The following is a 14814-nucleotide window of genomic DNA, read 5'->3' as shown; positions in this document are numbered from 1 at the left end:
ATGCCCCGCCGCGCCCCCGTGCTGTCCAGCCCGCTCGGCGGGCAGCGTCTGGGAGTTGGCTCCACGAAAACCGCGCGCCACGCGGGGCCCCGACTACGCTGGGGCACGTGTTCTCGGCCGACCGATCCGGCCGAGGAAGAGACGGAGGACACCATGCGCGGCAAGATCCTGTTCGCCACCGGCCTCGCCGTCGGCTACGTGCTCGGCACTCGAGCCGGGCGCGAACGCTACGAGCAGATCAAGAAGGCCAGCGACCGCTTCTGGGGCGACCCGCGCGTTCAGCGCCAGGTCGACAAGGTCGACGGCTACGTACGCGAGAAGGCCCCCGAGGTGGCGGAGTTCGTCGCCGATGGCGCCAAGAAGGTCGTCACGACCGTCATGAACAAGACGGAGTCGGCATCCTCGTCGGGTGCGGCCGCCAAAAATTCGACGGGGTCAGCCTCGACGAGCACGAAGAACTCGTCGTCGACGCGTACGGCGCCGGCGAAACGCTCGACAACGTCCAAGAACTCGAGTTCGCGCTCGAGCTCGTCGTAATTCGGGGGTCTCGACATGACGGACCCGTTGTCGACTCCGCCCGTGCCCGCACGGGAAGCGCGGCGCTCGATCGGCGCGCTGCTTGCCGACCTGCCCCGCATCGTGACCGAGCTCATCCAGGCCGAGATCGCGTCGCTCAAGGCCGAGGTCTCGAGCAAGCTGAAGTCGGCAGGCATCGGCGCGGGGCTGCTCGTCGGCGCAGGAGTCTTCGCGTTCTTCGCCACGCTCGTGCTTCTGGCCGCCGCCGTTCTGGGCCTCGCCACCGTCCTCCCCGCTTGGGCGGCAGCGCTCATCGTGGGAGGTGCCATCCTGCTGCTCGCCGGCATTCTCGCCGGAATCGGCATCGCTCAGCTGAAGCGAGGGCTGCCGCCGACGCCGACAGAGACGATGGAAAGCATCGCCGAAGACATTCGTATCGTGCGCGGAGAGTCGAAGGGATCATCGTGAGCGACAACCCCGCCCGCCGAGCCGATGAACTGCGCGCCGAACTTGAGGCGACACTGAACGAGATCGACAACAGACTGAACCCGCGCGTCAAGGGAGCCGAGCTCGGCCGCCGAGTGCGATCGGGCTACGAACGCAATCCCGTGCCGTACCTCATCGGCGCTGCGCTAGCGACCGCGGTCGTCGTCGGTCTGGTCGCGTGGGCTATTGCCGGCGAGGACTGAGGCTCCAGCTTCCGACCCGCCGATTTGGGTTCCCAGCGAGAGCGGTTCATCATGGTAGGCGATGTCTGTACTTCGCGACGGGACCACGATCGAGCGCACGCCTACCGCTGCGCTGCCCGTCATTAAACCGCTACTCGGCTGGCGCGTGCTTGTCCCGCGCGGCGGCAAATGGGGCGACGGCATCGCGGCTCAGTTGCGATCGTTCGGGGCGCAACCGGTGATCGCGCCCCTCATCAACTTCGCTCGCCCGGAGGACCCGGCGTTGCTGACCGCCGCGCTGGGTCGCCTGCGAGACGGTGACTACGACTGGTTGCTCGTCACCAGCGCCACCACGGTCGACGTGCTTGTCGGCCATGGTGTTCGTCCGCCCAAGTCGACCCGAATTGCCGCGGTCGGCGAAACTACCGCCCAGGCGCTTCAGCTCGCGGGCTACCGGGTCGACTTCGTGCCGAGCGACCATTCCGCGCGTGGACTGCTCAAAGAGTGGTCCGGCGGCTCAGGCCTCCGTGCCCTCCTGCCCCAGTCCGAGATCGCGGAACAGGCACTGTTGCAGGGTCTGCTCGAACGCGGCGTCGATGCCGAGTTCGTTGCCGCCTACCGCACGGTCGGCGTGGGCGCACCGCCCGAGGTCATTGCCGACGTGGCCGGTCGGCGCATCCGCGCGATCCTCGTCAGTTCCGGCAGCGTGGCCCGCCAGATCGCGGCACAGTTCAGCCCGCTGCCGAGCGAGGCTGTCGTTGTCTGCATCGGCCCGCGTACGGCGTTCGACGCTCGAGCGGCCGGGCTCACCGTGCACCGCATCGCGGAAGAGCGCTCGAGTGCATCGCTCGTGCGCGCTCTCGCAGAATTCGCGATCGATCCCCACGATGCGCACCCGCCGATGGTCAGCTAGCGAGCAGCGCGCGTAAGTCAGGGGCCGAGCGTGCGGTGCACGCCCGACCCATGAGGCCGGTGGTGACTTAGCTCGATTCGGCCTTGACCGTCGGCACAGACGCCGTCATAGCGACCGTGTCGTCGAACTCCTCCGTGACGTCCGCGTTGTCGCGGAAGGTCGCGAGGCTGACGGCGACGGAGACGATCAGGTTCATGACGAAACCTGGAATGATCTCGTACAGGGCGAAGCCCGCCGCATCCCAGATGAAGACGGTGGCCGCACCGGCGACCATTCCCGCGAGTGCTCCCCAATTGGTGAGTTTGCGCCAGAACAGCGACAAGAGAATGATTGGGCCAAACGAAGCGCCGAAACCTGCCCACGCAAAGCCGACCAACTCGAGGATCGTGCCACCAGGGTTCATCGCGAGCAGGATTCCGACGCCGGCGACCGCAAGCACGCAGGCCCGACCCATCGTGACGAGGAACGTCTTCGAGGGATCCCTTCGTGCCACGACCTTGTAGAGGTCTTCGACGAGCACCGACGAGCAGACGATCAGCTGACTTGAAACGGTGCTCATGATCGCTGCGAGAACCGCGGCGAGCACGAGGCCTGCGACCAGCGGGTGGAACAGGGTCTGCGCCAGCAGCAGCATGACGGTCTCGGGGTCGCCGAGCTCGATGCCGCGGCTCGACACGAACGCGAGGCCGGTCAGCCCACCAGCGATAGCGCCCAGCAGCGACACGATCATCCAGGTCATGCCGATGCGGCGTGCAGGCTTGGCGGAGGCGACGTTCTTCATGGCCATGAAGCGCACGATGATGTGCGGCTGCCCGAAGTAACCGAGGCCCCAGGCGAGGGCTGAGATGACGCTGACCACGGTGGCACCGGTGAGAGCCGCACCACCAAGCAGTGACAGGTGGTCGGGCGCGACGGTGCCCAGCTCCTCGAAAGTCGGACCCAAACCACCGATGGCGACCACCGCCGCCACGGGCAGGATCAGCAGCGCCAGCATCATGAGCGTGCCCTGTACGACGTCGGTGAGCGAGGCGCCGAGAAAGCCGCCAAACAGTGTGTAGACGAGCGTGACGCCCGCGACAATCAGCATGCCTGTGAGGTAGGTCGAGCCGAAGGACTGCTCGAAGAACACGCCACCCGCCACCATCATCGAGGCCACGTAGAAGGTGAAGAAGACGAGGATCACGAGACCCGAGGCGATGCGCAGCACGCGGCTCGTATCGCGCAGGCGATTCTCGAAGAAGCTCGGCACCGTGATCGAGTTACGCGAGCGTTCGGTGTACGCCCTCAGGCGCGGAGCGACGAACTTCCAGTTGAGGTAGGCGCCGATGGTGAGGCCGACCGCGATCCAGCCTTCGATCAAACCGGAGACGTAAATCGCGCCCGGTAGGCCGAGCATGATCCAGCCCGACATATCTGAGGCTCCGGCACTCAAAGCGGCCACCCACGGCGGAAGCTTGCGCCCCGCCAGCATGTAGTCCTCGTGCGATTCGGTTCTCTTGTAGGCGTATAAACCGATCGCAATCATGGCCGCGAAGTACAAAACGATCGCGCCGATCTGAAAAACCTCGTCGGACATGCCGGTTCTCCTCAGTCGATTTCACCCGCGAGGATGCGCGGGCACCGTCAACCAGCCTACCTGAAAGAATCGTAAGAATTTGAGTTACTATCAATTTCAGGCGTGCGCCGCCTCGCAGGCACCCACACGCTGGGTATTCAGCCGAAAAGCAGTGCAGCCTCGTCGTAGCGCTCCTGCGGCACGGTCTTGAGCGAGCCGAGGGCAGCCTCGAACGGAACGAAGACGATGTCAGTGCCGCGCAGGGCGACCATCTGGCCCCACCGGTGACCGTTGACGGCGCGCACCGCGGCCATGCCGAGCCGGGTCGCGAGCACGCGGTCGTACGCACTCGGGGTGCCGCCGCGCTGAATGTGGCCGAGCGTCGTCGCGCGCGTCTCGATGCCCGTGCGGGCCTCGATCAGCGGGGCGAGGCGCTCGCCGATACCGCCGAGGCGGGGCCGGCCGAAGGCGTCGAGGCCGCGGTCGTTGTGAGGCTCGTCGTCGCCCTCGAGCGTGAAGCCCTCGGCGACCACCACGAGAGGGGCGCGCCCGCGGTCGTAGGCGCTCTGCACCCACTCCGTGAGCTGGTCCATGGTCGTGCGCTGCTCGGGAATCAGAATCGCGTGGGCGCCGGCGGCCATGCCCGAGTGCAAGGCGATCCACCCGACGTGACGGCCCATGACCTCGGCGACCATGCACCGGTTATGGGCGTCACCGGTCGTGCGCAGGCGATCCATCGCCTCCGTCGCGATGCCGACGGCCGTGTCGAAGCCGAACGTGTAGTCCGTCGCATCCAAGTCATTGTCGACGGTCTTCGGAACGCCGACCATGCGCACGCCCGCGTCTGTCAGGCGCTTGGCGGCGGCCAAGGTGCCTTCGCCGCCGATCGCGATGAGAGCATCCAGGCCGTTGATGTCCATGACCTCGTTGATGCGGTCGACGCCGCCGCGCCCCTCGAAGGGGTTCGTGCGGCTGGTGCCGAGGATGGTGCCGCCCTGCTTCGAGATGCCCTTCACCTCGTGGCGGCCAAGCGTCATCGTGTCGTTCTCGACGAGACCCTTCCAGCCGTCGCGGAAGCCCACATACTCGTGCTCGTGCACGGTCGTGCCGGTCAGCACGGCACCGCGAATAACGGCGTTCAGCCCCGGGGCGTCGCCGCCGGAGGTCAGCATTCCGATGCGCATAGAACCCATCTAAGCGCGTGGCGGTATCCGACGCGAAAACGGCGGATGCACGCCCCTGTTCGTTCGCTAGCAAACGAAAACGGGGGCCCGCCCTACTACCCGGGGGGCTGACCCGTCAGTATCGTTGCCTGGGCACCGCCCCGGCAGACCATCAGCCCACACCACCAGGAGCAAAAATGACCGACGCACCCCCTCCCGCCTACTCGCAGCCCGTGCAGCCAGCCGTCAACCCCGGCCAGACCCTCGGCATCGTCGCGCTGATTGTCTCGATCGTGAGCCTCTTCATCCCGATCGCGCTCGTCAGCCTGATTCTGGGCATCGTCGCGCGCAACCAGTCGAAGAAGGTCGGCATGAAGAACGGCTTCGCCGTGGCCGCGATCTGGATCAGCGCGGTGCTCATCGTGCTGTCGATCATCGTGATCATCCTCGTGATCGCTGCCATCTCCGTCGTCGGGTTCAGCGAATTCGAGCAGATCATTCTCGACCCGAGCTTCGCCCCCTGACCGCACTCGATACCGGCGACCGCGCCGAGCTCGTCGACCCCGAGGGGCCGTTCGAGCTCGGCGCGGTGCTGTTTCCGCTCCGGCGCGGCACGGGCGACCCGACCCAGCACTGGGAGGGCGAGCGCGGCGGGGCGGGCCCCGTCTGGCGCGGTCAGCTGACCCCCGACGGCCCCGCCACAATTCGGATGCACGCCCTCGGCCCCAGCGCATCCGGCGGCATCGACGTGCGCGCCTGGGGCCCCGGCGCCGACTGGTCGCTCGCCCACGCGCGCGAGCTGCTCGGCCTCGACGACGACGGGTGGCCCGCGTTTGACGCGCTGCTCGCCGGGCTCGCCGCCCAGGGGGACCCGGCTGCCGCGGCCCTGCAGCGTCTGCGCCGACGGCGGCCCGGGCTGCGGCTGCTGCGCACGGGCATCGTGCTCGAGTTCGCCGTTGCGGCCGTGCTCGAGCAGAAAGTCACCGGGGTCGAAGCGCGGCGCAGCTGGCGGCAGCTGATCCGCGCGCACGGCGCGGAGGCGCCGGGGCCCGCGCCCGCCGGGATGCGCATCCTGCCGGCCGCGGAAACGTGGCGGAGCATTCCCGACCACGAGTGGCACCGGGCCGGCGCAACCCCCGCCCGCCGCGACACGATTCGCCGGGTCGCGGCCGTCGCTCCCGCCCTGCAGCGCACGATCGCGGTCGGCCGCCATGCCGGCGCCGACGAGCGGCTCGTCGCCGGGTTCCGGTCGATACCGGGCCTCGGCGGGTGGACGCTCGCCGAGATCGTGCAGCGCGCCCACGGCGACCCCGACACCGTGAGCGCCGGCGACTACCACCTCGCCCACGGCGTCACCCACTGGTTCACGGGCAAGCGTGGCGACGATGCCGAGATGATGCGGTTGCTTGAGCCCTACCGCGGACACCGGCAGCGCGTTGTGCGATACATCGAAGGAAGCGGGGTCGAAACGCCCCGCTACGGTGCGCGAATGACCATCGAGGACCACCGCGAGCGCTGACGCGGCTAGCGTCGCCCGCGTGAACATGTTCTTCCGCCTCGTCTGGCTGAGCATCCGCGCCCGATTCGGCGAGCGCATCCAGCCGACCGACGTTGCCCGCACCACTTTCCGCGTCTGGCCCACCGACCTCGACGTGCTCATGCACATGAACAACGGCGTCTACCTGTCGATCATGGACCTCGGCCGCATCGACCTCATGGCGCGCTCGGGCGCGTGGCCCCGGCTGCAGAAGCGCGGCTACTACCCGGTCGTCGTGTCGTCGACGATCACCTACCGGCGCTCGCTCGAGCCGTGGCAGATGTTCATCGTCGAGTCGGCCATCATCGGCCTCGACGACAAAGCCGGCTACGTCGAGCAGCGCTTCGTGCGCGACGGCGAGGTGTACGCCCGCGCGATCGTGAAGGCGCGCTTTCTGAAGAAGTCGGGTGGCACCGTTCCCATGGATGAGCTCGCGGAACTGTTCGGCCTCGACCCGGCCAACCACCCGCTGCCCGAGTGGGTGCACGAGTGGAGCACGCGCGCAGCGCTGCCCACCCGCCGCGAGCCGGCCCCCAGCACCTGGGAGATCTGAGAGTCAAGCCCCGGCGACGCGACCCGCAGCCGGAGTAGTGTCGCCGTCGTGAGCTCCGACGAACGCCGCCCGCACTCCGTCTACTCGGTGGGGGAGGACCCCGACCCACAGGTCTCGCTCGCCAACGAGCGCACCGCCCTGTCATGGATGCGCACCGCCCTCGCCCTCGTGGCCGCCGGCGTCGCGCTCGCGACGCTGGTGAGTTTCGGCGACCTGCCCGTCTTCCTGCTCGTCATCGCCGCCGTGTCGAGCGTCGCCGGGGCGGTGCTCGCGGGCTGGGCGCTCGCCCACTGGCGTAACGCCGAGCGCAATCTGCGCCTCGGCAAGCCGGTCCCGAAGCCGAGCGCTCTGCCCTGGCTCACCGTCGGCACCGTCGCGGTCGCGCTGCTGCTGGCCGCGTTCGTCGCGTTCGAGGCGATCGAGCGGACCGGATGACAGCATCCGCGGCATCCGCTTCCGACGTCGACGACGACCGCGACCGCTCGAGCCTCGCCTGGCAGCGGACGATGGCGCAGGCGGCGCTCGTCGTCCTCTTCGCCGCGGTCACGAGCATCCGTGTCGGCGAACCGCTCGTGACGATCGGCGCGGCGATCCTCGCCGTCGCGGCATTCGGTCTCGCCGCCGTCGCGCCCAGCGCCGGTCGGCGCGCGGCTGCCTGGCCGCTCATGCGAACGGCGGCGACCATCACGATCATCGCGGGCGTGCTAGGAGCGGCGCTTCCGGTCGCTTTGCTCGTCACCGCGTAACCGTCACCGCGGCGCCAGCGATCAGTCGCCGGTGAGAACCCGCTTCATGAGGCGATCCATGGCCCGGTCGCTCAGCAGGCGCCGCGCTCCCACCACCGTCTTCGCCGACGCGGGAACCGCCTCGCGGGTCTTCGGCCGACGCGCGACATCGGCGTACGGGCCCTCACCCGATACGGTGACCATGCTGTCGCGCGCGATCGTGTTCCACTCGGTGCGAACAGGCCCCGGCTGGATGATCGTCACATCGATGCCAAACGGTGCCACCTCGAGCCGCAGCGAGTCGCTGAGGCCCTCGACGGAGAATTTCGTCGCGTGATACCAGGCGCCGAGCGGCTCATAGATGCGGCCGCCGATCGACGACACGTTGATGATGCGGCCGCTGCGCTTCTCGCGCATGGCGGGTAGCACGAGTTGTGTGAGGCGTGCGAGGCCGAAGACGTTGACCTCGAACTGGCGGCGCGCCTCCTCGAGCGGAACCTCCTCGATCGAGCCGTACGAGCCGTAGCCGGCGTTGTTGACGAGCACGTCGATGCGATTGCGTTCCTCAAGGATCTGGGCGACAGCATCCGTCATGCTCGCGTCGTCGGTGACGTCGAGAGACATCGTGTGGGCGCCGCGCTGCTCGATGCCGGACATGCGCTCGATGCGGCGGGCTCCCGCGTAGACGATGAATCCCTGTGCCAGCAGGCGTTCGACGGTCGCCTCACCGATTCCCGACGATGCTCCGGTCACGAGCGCGACGCGGGCGTTCTGCGCGCTCATCATGCGCCGCTCCTTTCGTCGAGCACCGCCATGGCGGCGTTGTGGCCGCCGATCGCGCTCACGGCGCCGCCGCGCCGCGCCCCCGAACCGCACAGGTACACGCCGTCGACGCCGGTCGCCACGCCCCAGCGCTCGGCCGCGGTCGACGCTACGGGCGCATCGTCATCGTCGAGCCACGGCCAGGCGAGGTCGCCGTGGAAGATGTTGCCGCCCGGCAAGCGCAGCGCCTCTTCGAGGTCGCGCGTGGTCTTCGTCTCCACGCACGCGGCACCGTCGGCGTCGGTCATGAGCAGCGACTCGATCGGTTCGGCGAGCACCGAATTGAGCGACGCGAGCACGGCGGCCTGCAGTTCGCCGCGCATCCGATCGTTGTTGTCGGCCGTGAGCAGGCGGTCGGGAGTGTGCAGGGCGAACACGGTCAGCGTCTGCGCGCCGGCCGCCTGCAGCTCGGGCCCGAGGATGGTCGGGTCAGTGAGCGAGTGGCAGTAGATCTCGGCGGGAATGGGGTCGGGAATCTGGCCAGCTGCCGCGGCGTCGTAGCCCGCCTGCAACTGAGTGAACAGCTCGTTGATGTGGAAGGTGCCGCCGAATGCCGCTTCAGGGTCGATGCGCGCATCTTTCAGTCGGGGCAGGCGCGTCAGCAGCAGGTTGACCTTCACCTGCGCACCTTCGGCCGCCGGTTCGTGAACGCGGGATGCTGTGCTCGCCCCGCCCGCATCGCCCGCCGCGAGCAGGCGGTTCAGTTCGCGCGGCGACGCGTTGGCGAGCACGCGGTCGGCTGCGACCCGGTGCTCGGTGTCGCCGACCCGGTAGGTGACGACACGGTCGCCGTCGAGCGCGGTGACCTCTGCACCCGTCGTGAGGGCCGCGCCGGCGAGTCGCGCGGCACGCGCGAGCTCACCGGTGACGGCGCCCATGCCGCCGACGGGCACGTTCCAGTCACCCGTGCCTCCGCCGATCACGTGATAAAGGAAGCAGCGGTTGGCGGCGAGGGTCTCGTCGTCGTTCGAGGCGAAGGTGCCGATGAGGGCGTCGGTGTACGCGACCCCGCGCACGAGGTCGCTGGTGAAGGTGCTTGCGATGGTGCGACCGACCGGCTGCTCGATGAGCGCATCCCAGAGGGCATCGTCGCCGAGCACGGCGCGCGCCTCGCTGCGTGTCAGCAGGGGGTCGGTCACCGTGGGGAAGAGGGTGCGGGCGAGACGGGCGGTTCCGTCGTAGAAGGTGCGCCACGCATCCGCGTCGTTTTTCGCGCCAATGGCGGCGAATGAGGCGTCGGTCGCCGCCTGGTCGTGATTGTCGACGAGCAGGCCGCCGTCACCACCGGGAACCGGCGTGTACGACGAGTAGCGGCGCGGGGCGAGGCGAATTGACAGCCCGAGGTCGTCGATGATGCGCTGCGGCAGCAGGCTCACCAGGTACGAGTAGCGGCTGAGGCGAGCATCGATGCCCGCGAACGCCTGCGCCGAGACGGCGGCACCACCGACGGTGTCGAGGCGTTCGAGCACCTCGACGTCGAGACCCGCGCGGGCGAGGTAGGCGGCGGCGGCAAGGCCGTTGTGTCCGCCGCCGATGATGACGACGTCGCGACGAGTGGTCACGGGGGTGCTCCTGCGTGCTGAAATCCGATGGTGCGGTCTGCCAGCCTATGCACGCATCGGCATGCTGTGCACGCCCGGGGAGGTCACTGGAGGAACGCGACAGCGCGGCTGAGCACGTCGCGGCAGGCGACGATGGCGGGTCGGTGCGCGGATGCGCGGCGCGCGGCCGTGAACACGGTGCGTCGCGGATGCTCGGGCAGGTCGATGAGGCGCACGCTCGGTTCGCGATCGCCCCACACCAGGTCAGGAAGCAGTGCCACGGCGTGGCCCGCTTCGACGAGGCGGATGTGCGCCTGCAGGTCGGCCGTCTCGAAGCGCACGTCGGGCTCGAACCCGGCGCGGCGGCACACCTGCTCGGCGAAGTGTCGGCTGGCGGTGCCGCGGGGTTCCATGACCCAGGGGAGGGCAGCGGTGTCGGGGAGCGACTCGACGCGAAGCGGGCCCATCGATGTGAGGGTGTCGGATGCGCCAGTGAGAGGCGCGGTCGCGAGGCGCAGCGCGTCGCGACACAGCGGCACTCGGTCGAGCTCGTCACGGTGCGGCGCCGAGTGCGCCGGGTACTCCTCCGCGACCACGAGGTCGAAGTCGCGCGCCCACACTTCGTCAAGCGCGCTCTCGGGCTCGCGTTGGGTGATCTCGACCCGCATCGCCGGATGCTCGGCAGCGAGCAGGGTGAGCGCGCGGGGGATGATGCCGAGAGCGGCCGACTGAAACACGGCGAGGCGGACGGTTCCACTCGGCGCCTCGGTCGCCTCGGCGAGCGACTGCTCGAGCCGCTCAAGCTCGTCGAGGACAGCGCCCGCGCCGTCGGCGAGCAGTTCGCCGGCGGGCGTCAGCTGCAGCCGCCGGCCCACCCGCTCGAACAGCGCTGTCCCCGCCTCGAGTTCGAGTTGCGCGAGCTGCTGGGAGACGGTGGACGGCGCATAGGAGAGTGCGCGCGCGACCTCGTGCACAGTGCCGCGACGGCGCAGTTCCCGCACCAATCGCAGTCGACGAGGATCGAGCATCCCGCGGCCTTTCTCGACGCGATCTATTGTTCGCAATATTCGCACGAAATTGTGCGGAAATGCCCGCTATACCCGAAGAGTCATGGGTGAGACAGTAGAGGGCATGACTACGACGTCGACCGCAGAGTCGTCCGCCCACGCCGCCGTCCAGCAGGTGCGGGCGTGGCTCGCCGCCACCGAGGGCGCCGCCGCTGACCCCGCCGCCGAACGGCTCGCCGGCCTCCTCAAGGATCCGGACGGCCTCGACTTCGCTATCGGCTTCGTCGACCGTGTCTCCCGCCCCGACGACCTCCGGGTCGCCGCCCGCGAACTCGAGCGACTCAGCCGCCGCGTGCCGAGGTTCCTGCCCTGGTACCTGCGAGGCCTCATCGTGCTCGGGGGCGGGTTCGCGCCGCTCCTGCCGTGGCCGATCATCCCGATCGCCCGCCGCGTGCTGCGCGGCATGGTGGGCCACCTCATCATCGACGCGACCCCCGAGCGTCTCGGGCGCACACTGGAGCGGCTGCGCGAGAACGGCGACCGCCTCAACATCAACCTGCTCGGCGAAGCCGTGCTCGGCGACGCGGAGGCCGACCGCCGCCTGGAGGGCCTGCACGAACTCGTCGCCCGCGACGACGTCGACTACGTGTCGGTCAAGGTATCGGCCATCGTCAGCCAACTGTCGATGTGGTCGTTCGACGAAACCGTCGACCGCGTCGTCGAGCGGCTGGCCCCGCTGTACCAGCGCGCCGCGTTCGGCGGAACTCCCACCTTCCTGAACCTCGACATGGAGGAGTTCCGCGACCTCGACCTCACCATCGAGGTGTTCACGCGCCTGCTCGACCGGCCGGGGCTCGGGCAGTACGAGGGTGGCATTGTCCTGCAGGCCTACCTTCCTGAGGCGGTGCCGGCGCTCGACCGGCTGACTGAGTGGGCGCAGGCGCGCCGTGCGGCCGGCGGTGCGGGCATCAAGGTGCGCATCGTGAAGGGCGCGAACCTCGCGATGGAGCGTGTGGAGGCCGCCGTGCACGACTGGCCGGTCGCCGTGTTGCCGTCGAAGCAGGCCACCGACGCCAACTACAAGCGCGTCATCGACCGCGCCCTCGACCCTGCCCGCGCATCCGCCGTGCGTATCGGCGTCGCCGGTCACAACCTGTTCGACATCGCCTGGGCGCTGCAGCTCGCCAACGCGCGTGGCCTCACCGACCGCGTCGAGGTGGAGATGCTGATCGGCATGGCTCCCGCGCAGGCCGACGCGGTTCGCGCCACCGCCGGCGGCCTCCTGCTCTACACGCCGGTCGTGCACCCGCGCGACTTCGACTCGGCGATCAGCTATCTCATCCGCCGGTTGGAGGAGAACGCGTCGAGCGAGAACTTCCTGTCGGGCGCCTTCGAGCTCGTCGACGACGCCGCGATGTTTGCGCGGGAGGAGCAGCGCTTCCGTCGTTCGCTCGCCGAGCTCGCGGAGGCGCCCGACGCGCCGGCCGTGCACCGGGTGCAGAACCGCTCGACGGATGCTCCCCACCCCCTTCCGGGCGGAGTCGGCGTCGACGAGGGCTTCGCCAACGAGCCCGACACCGACCCGTCGCTGCCCGCGAACCGCGCGTGGGGGCGGGAGATCCTCGCGGCGGCGAGCGACGCATCCGTCTTCGCGCACGGCGATGCGGTGCTCGCCGCGGCGGCCGTGCGCGACGCGGGAACGCTGGAGAGGCTGATGGCGGATGCCCGGGGCAGCGCACCCCTGTGGGCGTCGGCGGGTGTCGAGCACCGGGCGACGGTGCTGCACGCGGCGGGTCGCGTGCTCGCTGAACGCCGCGCCGCGCTGCTGGCCGTGATGACCGCCGAGGCGGGCAAGACCCTCGCTGAGGGCGACCCCGAGGTGAGCGAGGCGATCGACTTCGCCCACTACTACGCCGAAAGCGCGCGGATGCTCGACAGCGTGACGGGCGCGCGCTTCGAGCCGGTGCGCCTCACCGTGGTCGCGCCACCGTGGAACTTCCCGGTCGCAATCCCGGCGGGCAGTGTCCTGGCGGCGCTCGCCGCGGGCAGCGCGGTCCTCATCAAGCCAGCGCCCCAGGTGCGACGCTGCGCGGCCGTCATGGTTGACGCGCTCTGGGCGGCCGGCGTGCCCCGCGACGTGCTGCGACTGGTCGACGTGCCCGAGAACGAGCTCGGCCAGCAGCTGATCAGCCATCCCGCGGTCGACCGGGTGGTGTTGACCGGTGCGTTCGAGACAGCGGCACTGTTTCGGTCTTGGCGCCCCGACCTGCCGATTCTTGCCGAGACGAGCGGGAAGAATGCCGTCATCGTCACGCCGTCGGCCGACTTCGACCTGGCCGCGGCCGACATCGCCAAGTCGGCGTTCGGCCACGCGGGCCAGAAGTGTTCGGCGGCGTCGCTCGCGATTCTCGTCGGCTCGGTGGCCGACTCTCAGCGGTTCGAGCGCCAGCTGCTTGATGCCGTGACGACCATGAAGGTGGGCTGGCCGACCGACCCGGTGAGTGTCGTCGGCCCGCTGATTGAGCCGGCGCAGGGCAAGTTGTTGCGCGCTTTGACCCAGTTGGAGGGTGACGAGCAGTGGCTCGTGCAGCCTCGCGCACTGGACGGCGGCGGCCGACTCTGGACGCCGGGCGTCAAGCGCTGGGTGGCTCCCGGCAGCGACGCTCACCTGACGGAGTATTTCGGCCCGGTGTTGGGCTTGATGCGCGCGCGCACACTCGAGGAGGCGCTCGAGCTGCAGAATGCGACGCCGTTCGGTCTGACGGCGGGACTGCACTCGTTGGACGCCGACGAGGTCGACGCCTGGGTCGATGGTGTCGAGGCGGGAAACCTGTATGTGAACCGCGGCATCACCGGGGCGATCGTGCGGCGCCAGCCGTTCGGGGGCTGGAAGCGGTCGAGTGTCGGCGGTTCGACGAAGGCCGGCGGTCCGTCGTATGTGTTCGGCTTCGGCACCTGGCAGCCGGTCGAGCGCGAACCGAAGAAGAACCTGTCGCTGCGACACCTCGGCGAGGCGGCGGCTCGCGTGTTGGAGGCGGCACAGCCCGGCATGGACTTTGTCGGATTCGACGCTGCCCGCGCTGGCGCGATCAGCGACGAGAAGGCGTGGCAGTCGGAGTTTGGGGTGTCGCGCGATGTGTCGGCGCTCGGGGTGGAGCGCAACGTGCTGCGCTACCGACCGGCTCAGGTGATGGTGCGGCAGGCGGAGGGTGCCTCGGTGGCGTCGCTGGTGCGCGTGCTGGTCGCGGCTGCCCGCGCGCGGGCGACCGTGTCGCTGAGTGTCTCGGTGCCGCTGCCGCCGGCCCTGCTGTCGCTTATTGAGGACGAGTTCGACTCGGCGCTGCGTCTCGACGAGGATGCTCGGGTCGTGGTCGAGACGGACGCCGCGTTCGCCGCGCGCGTGCGTTCGGAGCTGCCGGAGCGCATCCGCCTCGTGGGGTCGGACGGTGTCGTCGCCGGCGCCGGCCGCACCGGAGCCGATGTCGCGCGCGAGCTGCTGCACGCGGTGGGGGGTGACCCGGGGGTGGCGATCTGGTCGGGCCCGGTGACGACCGCCGGCCGGGTGGAGATGCTGCCATTCCTGCGCGAGCAGGCGGTGTCGATCACGGCGCACCGCTACGGCAACCCGTACCCGCCGCTCGCCGAGTTGGAGGTGTAGAGCGCCGACGACTTCTGGGTCGTCGGCCGTGCCGCGTCTTTGGCGGACCCCCAGCGGGCCACACCATGGGAGCTGGCCCACAGGGAGCGGCCCATGGGGACCGGCACTCGGGGACCAACCCCGGGGTCCCGCCGACGGGGATCAAACCCCGGGGGT

Annotated in this window: 15 protein-coding genes; 10 read left to right on the top strand and 5 right to left on the bottom strand. The window is 69.5% G+C overall.

Annotation, left to right across the window (positions count from 1 at the left end; genetic code table 11):
• The 4 genes from EV140_RS07950 (at position 1) to EV140_RS07935 (ending at position 2097) form a co-directional block, all read left to right on the top strand.
• Positions 1-537 (top strand): YtxH domain-containing protein, encoded by a 537-nt coding sequence (locus EV140_RS07950; RefSeq protein ID WP_241971369.1) that lies wholly within the window; start codon positions 1-3, stop codon positions 535-537.
• 42 nt (positions 538-579) lie between these two features.
• Positions 580-984: a phage holin family protein gene (locus EV140_RS07945; RefSeq protein WP_241971368.1), complete on the top strand. Its 405-nt coding sequence runs from the start codon at positions 580-582 to the stop codon at positions 982-984.
• Positions 981-1205, top strand: a complete 225-nt coding sequence (locus EV140_RS07940) for a DUF3618 domain-containing protein (protein WP_130282763.1) — start codon at positions 981-983, stop codon at positions 1203-1205. Before EV140_RS07945 ends, EV140_RS07940 begins: the two co-directional genes overlap by 4 nt.
• Positions 1206-1266: 61 nt before the next feature.
• Entirely contained in the window at positions 1267-2097 is an 831-nt protein-coding gene (locus EV140_RS07935; RefSeq protein ID WP_130282761.1) for a uroporphyrinogen-III synthase, read from the top strand.
• Between the two features lie 67 nt (positions 2098-2164).
• Here the strand turns inward: EV140_RS07935 and putP are convergent, their stop codons facing one another.
• Both putP and EV140_RS07925 read right to left on the bottom strand, forming a co-directional pair.
• A complete protein-coding gene (gene putP, locus EV140_RS07930) occupies positions 2165-3673 on the bottom strand; it encodes a sodium/proline symporter PutP (protein WP_130282759.1) in 1509 nt (502 codons plus the stop codon).
• A 137-nt stretch (positions 3674-3810) separates the two neighbouring features.
• The gene (locus EV140_RS07925; RefSeq protein WP_130282757.1) at positions 3811-4836 is read right to left on the bottom strand and encodes a 6-phosphofructokinase; all 1026 of its coding nucleotides are present in this window, start codon (positions 4834-4836) and stop codon (positions 3811-3813) included.
• A 176-nt stretch (positions 4837-5012) separates the two neighbouring features.
• Between EV140_RS07925 and EV140_RS13340 the strand changes: the two genes are divergently transcribed.
• The 5 genes from EV140_RS13340 to EV140_RS07905 all read left to right on the top strand — a co-directional run bounded on the left by EV140_RS13340 (position 5013) and on the right by EV140_RS07905 (position 7651).
• Complete coding sequence (locus tag EV140_RS13340) at positions 5013-5339, top strand: DUF4190 domain-containing protein (RefSeq protein WP_198674407.1); 327 nt, start codon at positions 5013-5015, stop codon at positions 5337-5339.
• A 65-nt stretch (positions 5340-5404) separates the two neighbouring features.
• Positions 5405-6334 carry a DNA-3-methyladenine glycosylase family protein gene (locus EV140_RS07920; protein ID WP_241971367.1) on the top strand — a complete coding sequence of 310 codons (930 nt, stop codon included), beginning with the start codon at positions 5405-5407 and terminating at the stop codon, positions 6332-6334.
• Between the two features lie 25 nt (positions 6335-6359).
• A complete protein-coding gene (locus EV140_RS07915; protein ID WP_130283038.1) occupies positions 6360-6905 on the top strand; it encodes an acyl-CoA thioesterase in 546 nt (181 codons plus the stop codon).
• Positions 6906-6953: 48 nt separating this feature from the next.
• Positions 6954-7340, top strand: coding sequence for a YidH family protein (locus EV140_RS07910; protein WP_130282755.1), 387 nt, complete (start codon positions 6954-6956; stop codon positions 7338-7340).
• Positions 7337-7651, top strand: coding sequence for a hypothetical protein (locus EV140_RS07905; RefSeq protein ID WP_130282753.1), 315 nt, complete (start codon positions 7337-7339; stop codon positions 7649-7651). Before EV140_RS07910 ends, EV140_RS07905 begins: the two co-directional genes overlap by 4 nt.
• Positions 7652-7672: 21 nt before the next feature.
• Here the strand turns inward: EV140_RS07905 and EV140_RS07900 are convergent, their stop codons facing one another.
• The 3 genes from EV140_RS07900 to EV140_RS07890 form a co-directional block, all read right to left on the bottom strand.
• Positions 7673-8413, bottom strand: a complete 741-nt coding sequence (locus tag EV140_RS07900; RefSeq protein WP_130282751.1) for an oxidoreductase — start codon at positions 8411-8413, stop codon at positions 7673-7675.
• Positions 8413-10014: a phytoene desaturase family protein gene (locus tag EV140_RS07895; protein ID WP_198674388.1), complete on the bottom strand. Its 1602-nt coding sequence runs from the start codon at positions 10012-10014 to the stop codon at positions 8413-8415. Before EV140_RS07895 ends, EV140_RS07900 begins: the two co-directional genes overlap by 1 nt.
• A gap of 83 nt (positions 10015-10097) precedes the next feature.
• The gene (locus EV140_RS07890) at positions 10098-11021 is read right to left on the bottom strand and encodes a LysR family transcriptional regulator (protein ID WP_130282747.1); all 924 of its coding nucleotides are present in this window, start codon (positions 11019-11021) and stop codon (positions 10098-10100) included.
• 103 nt (positions 11022-11124) lie between these two features.
• Here EV140_RS07890 and EV140_RS07885 point away from each other — a divergent pair, with 103 nt between their 5' ends.
• Complete coding sequence (locus EV140_RS07885) at positions 11125-14658, top strand: proline dehydrogenase family protein (protein ID WP_241971366.1); 3534 nt, start codon at positions 11125-11127, stop codon at positions 14656-14658.
• Positions 14659-14814 lie beyond the last annotated feature (156 nt).

The sequence above is a fragment of the Microcella alkaliphila genome (genome assembly GCF_004216855.1).
In the GTDB taxonomy this organism is placed as follows: domain Bacteria; phylum Actinomycetota; class Actinomycetes; order Actinomycetales; family Microbacteriaceae; genus Microcella; species Microcella alkaliphila.
Note: the sequence above shows the minus strand (reverse complement) of the source record. Positions and strands in the feature narration are given on the sequence as shown.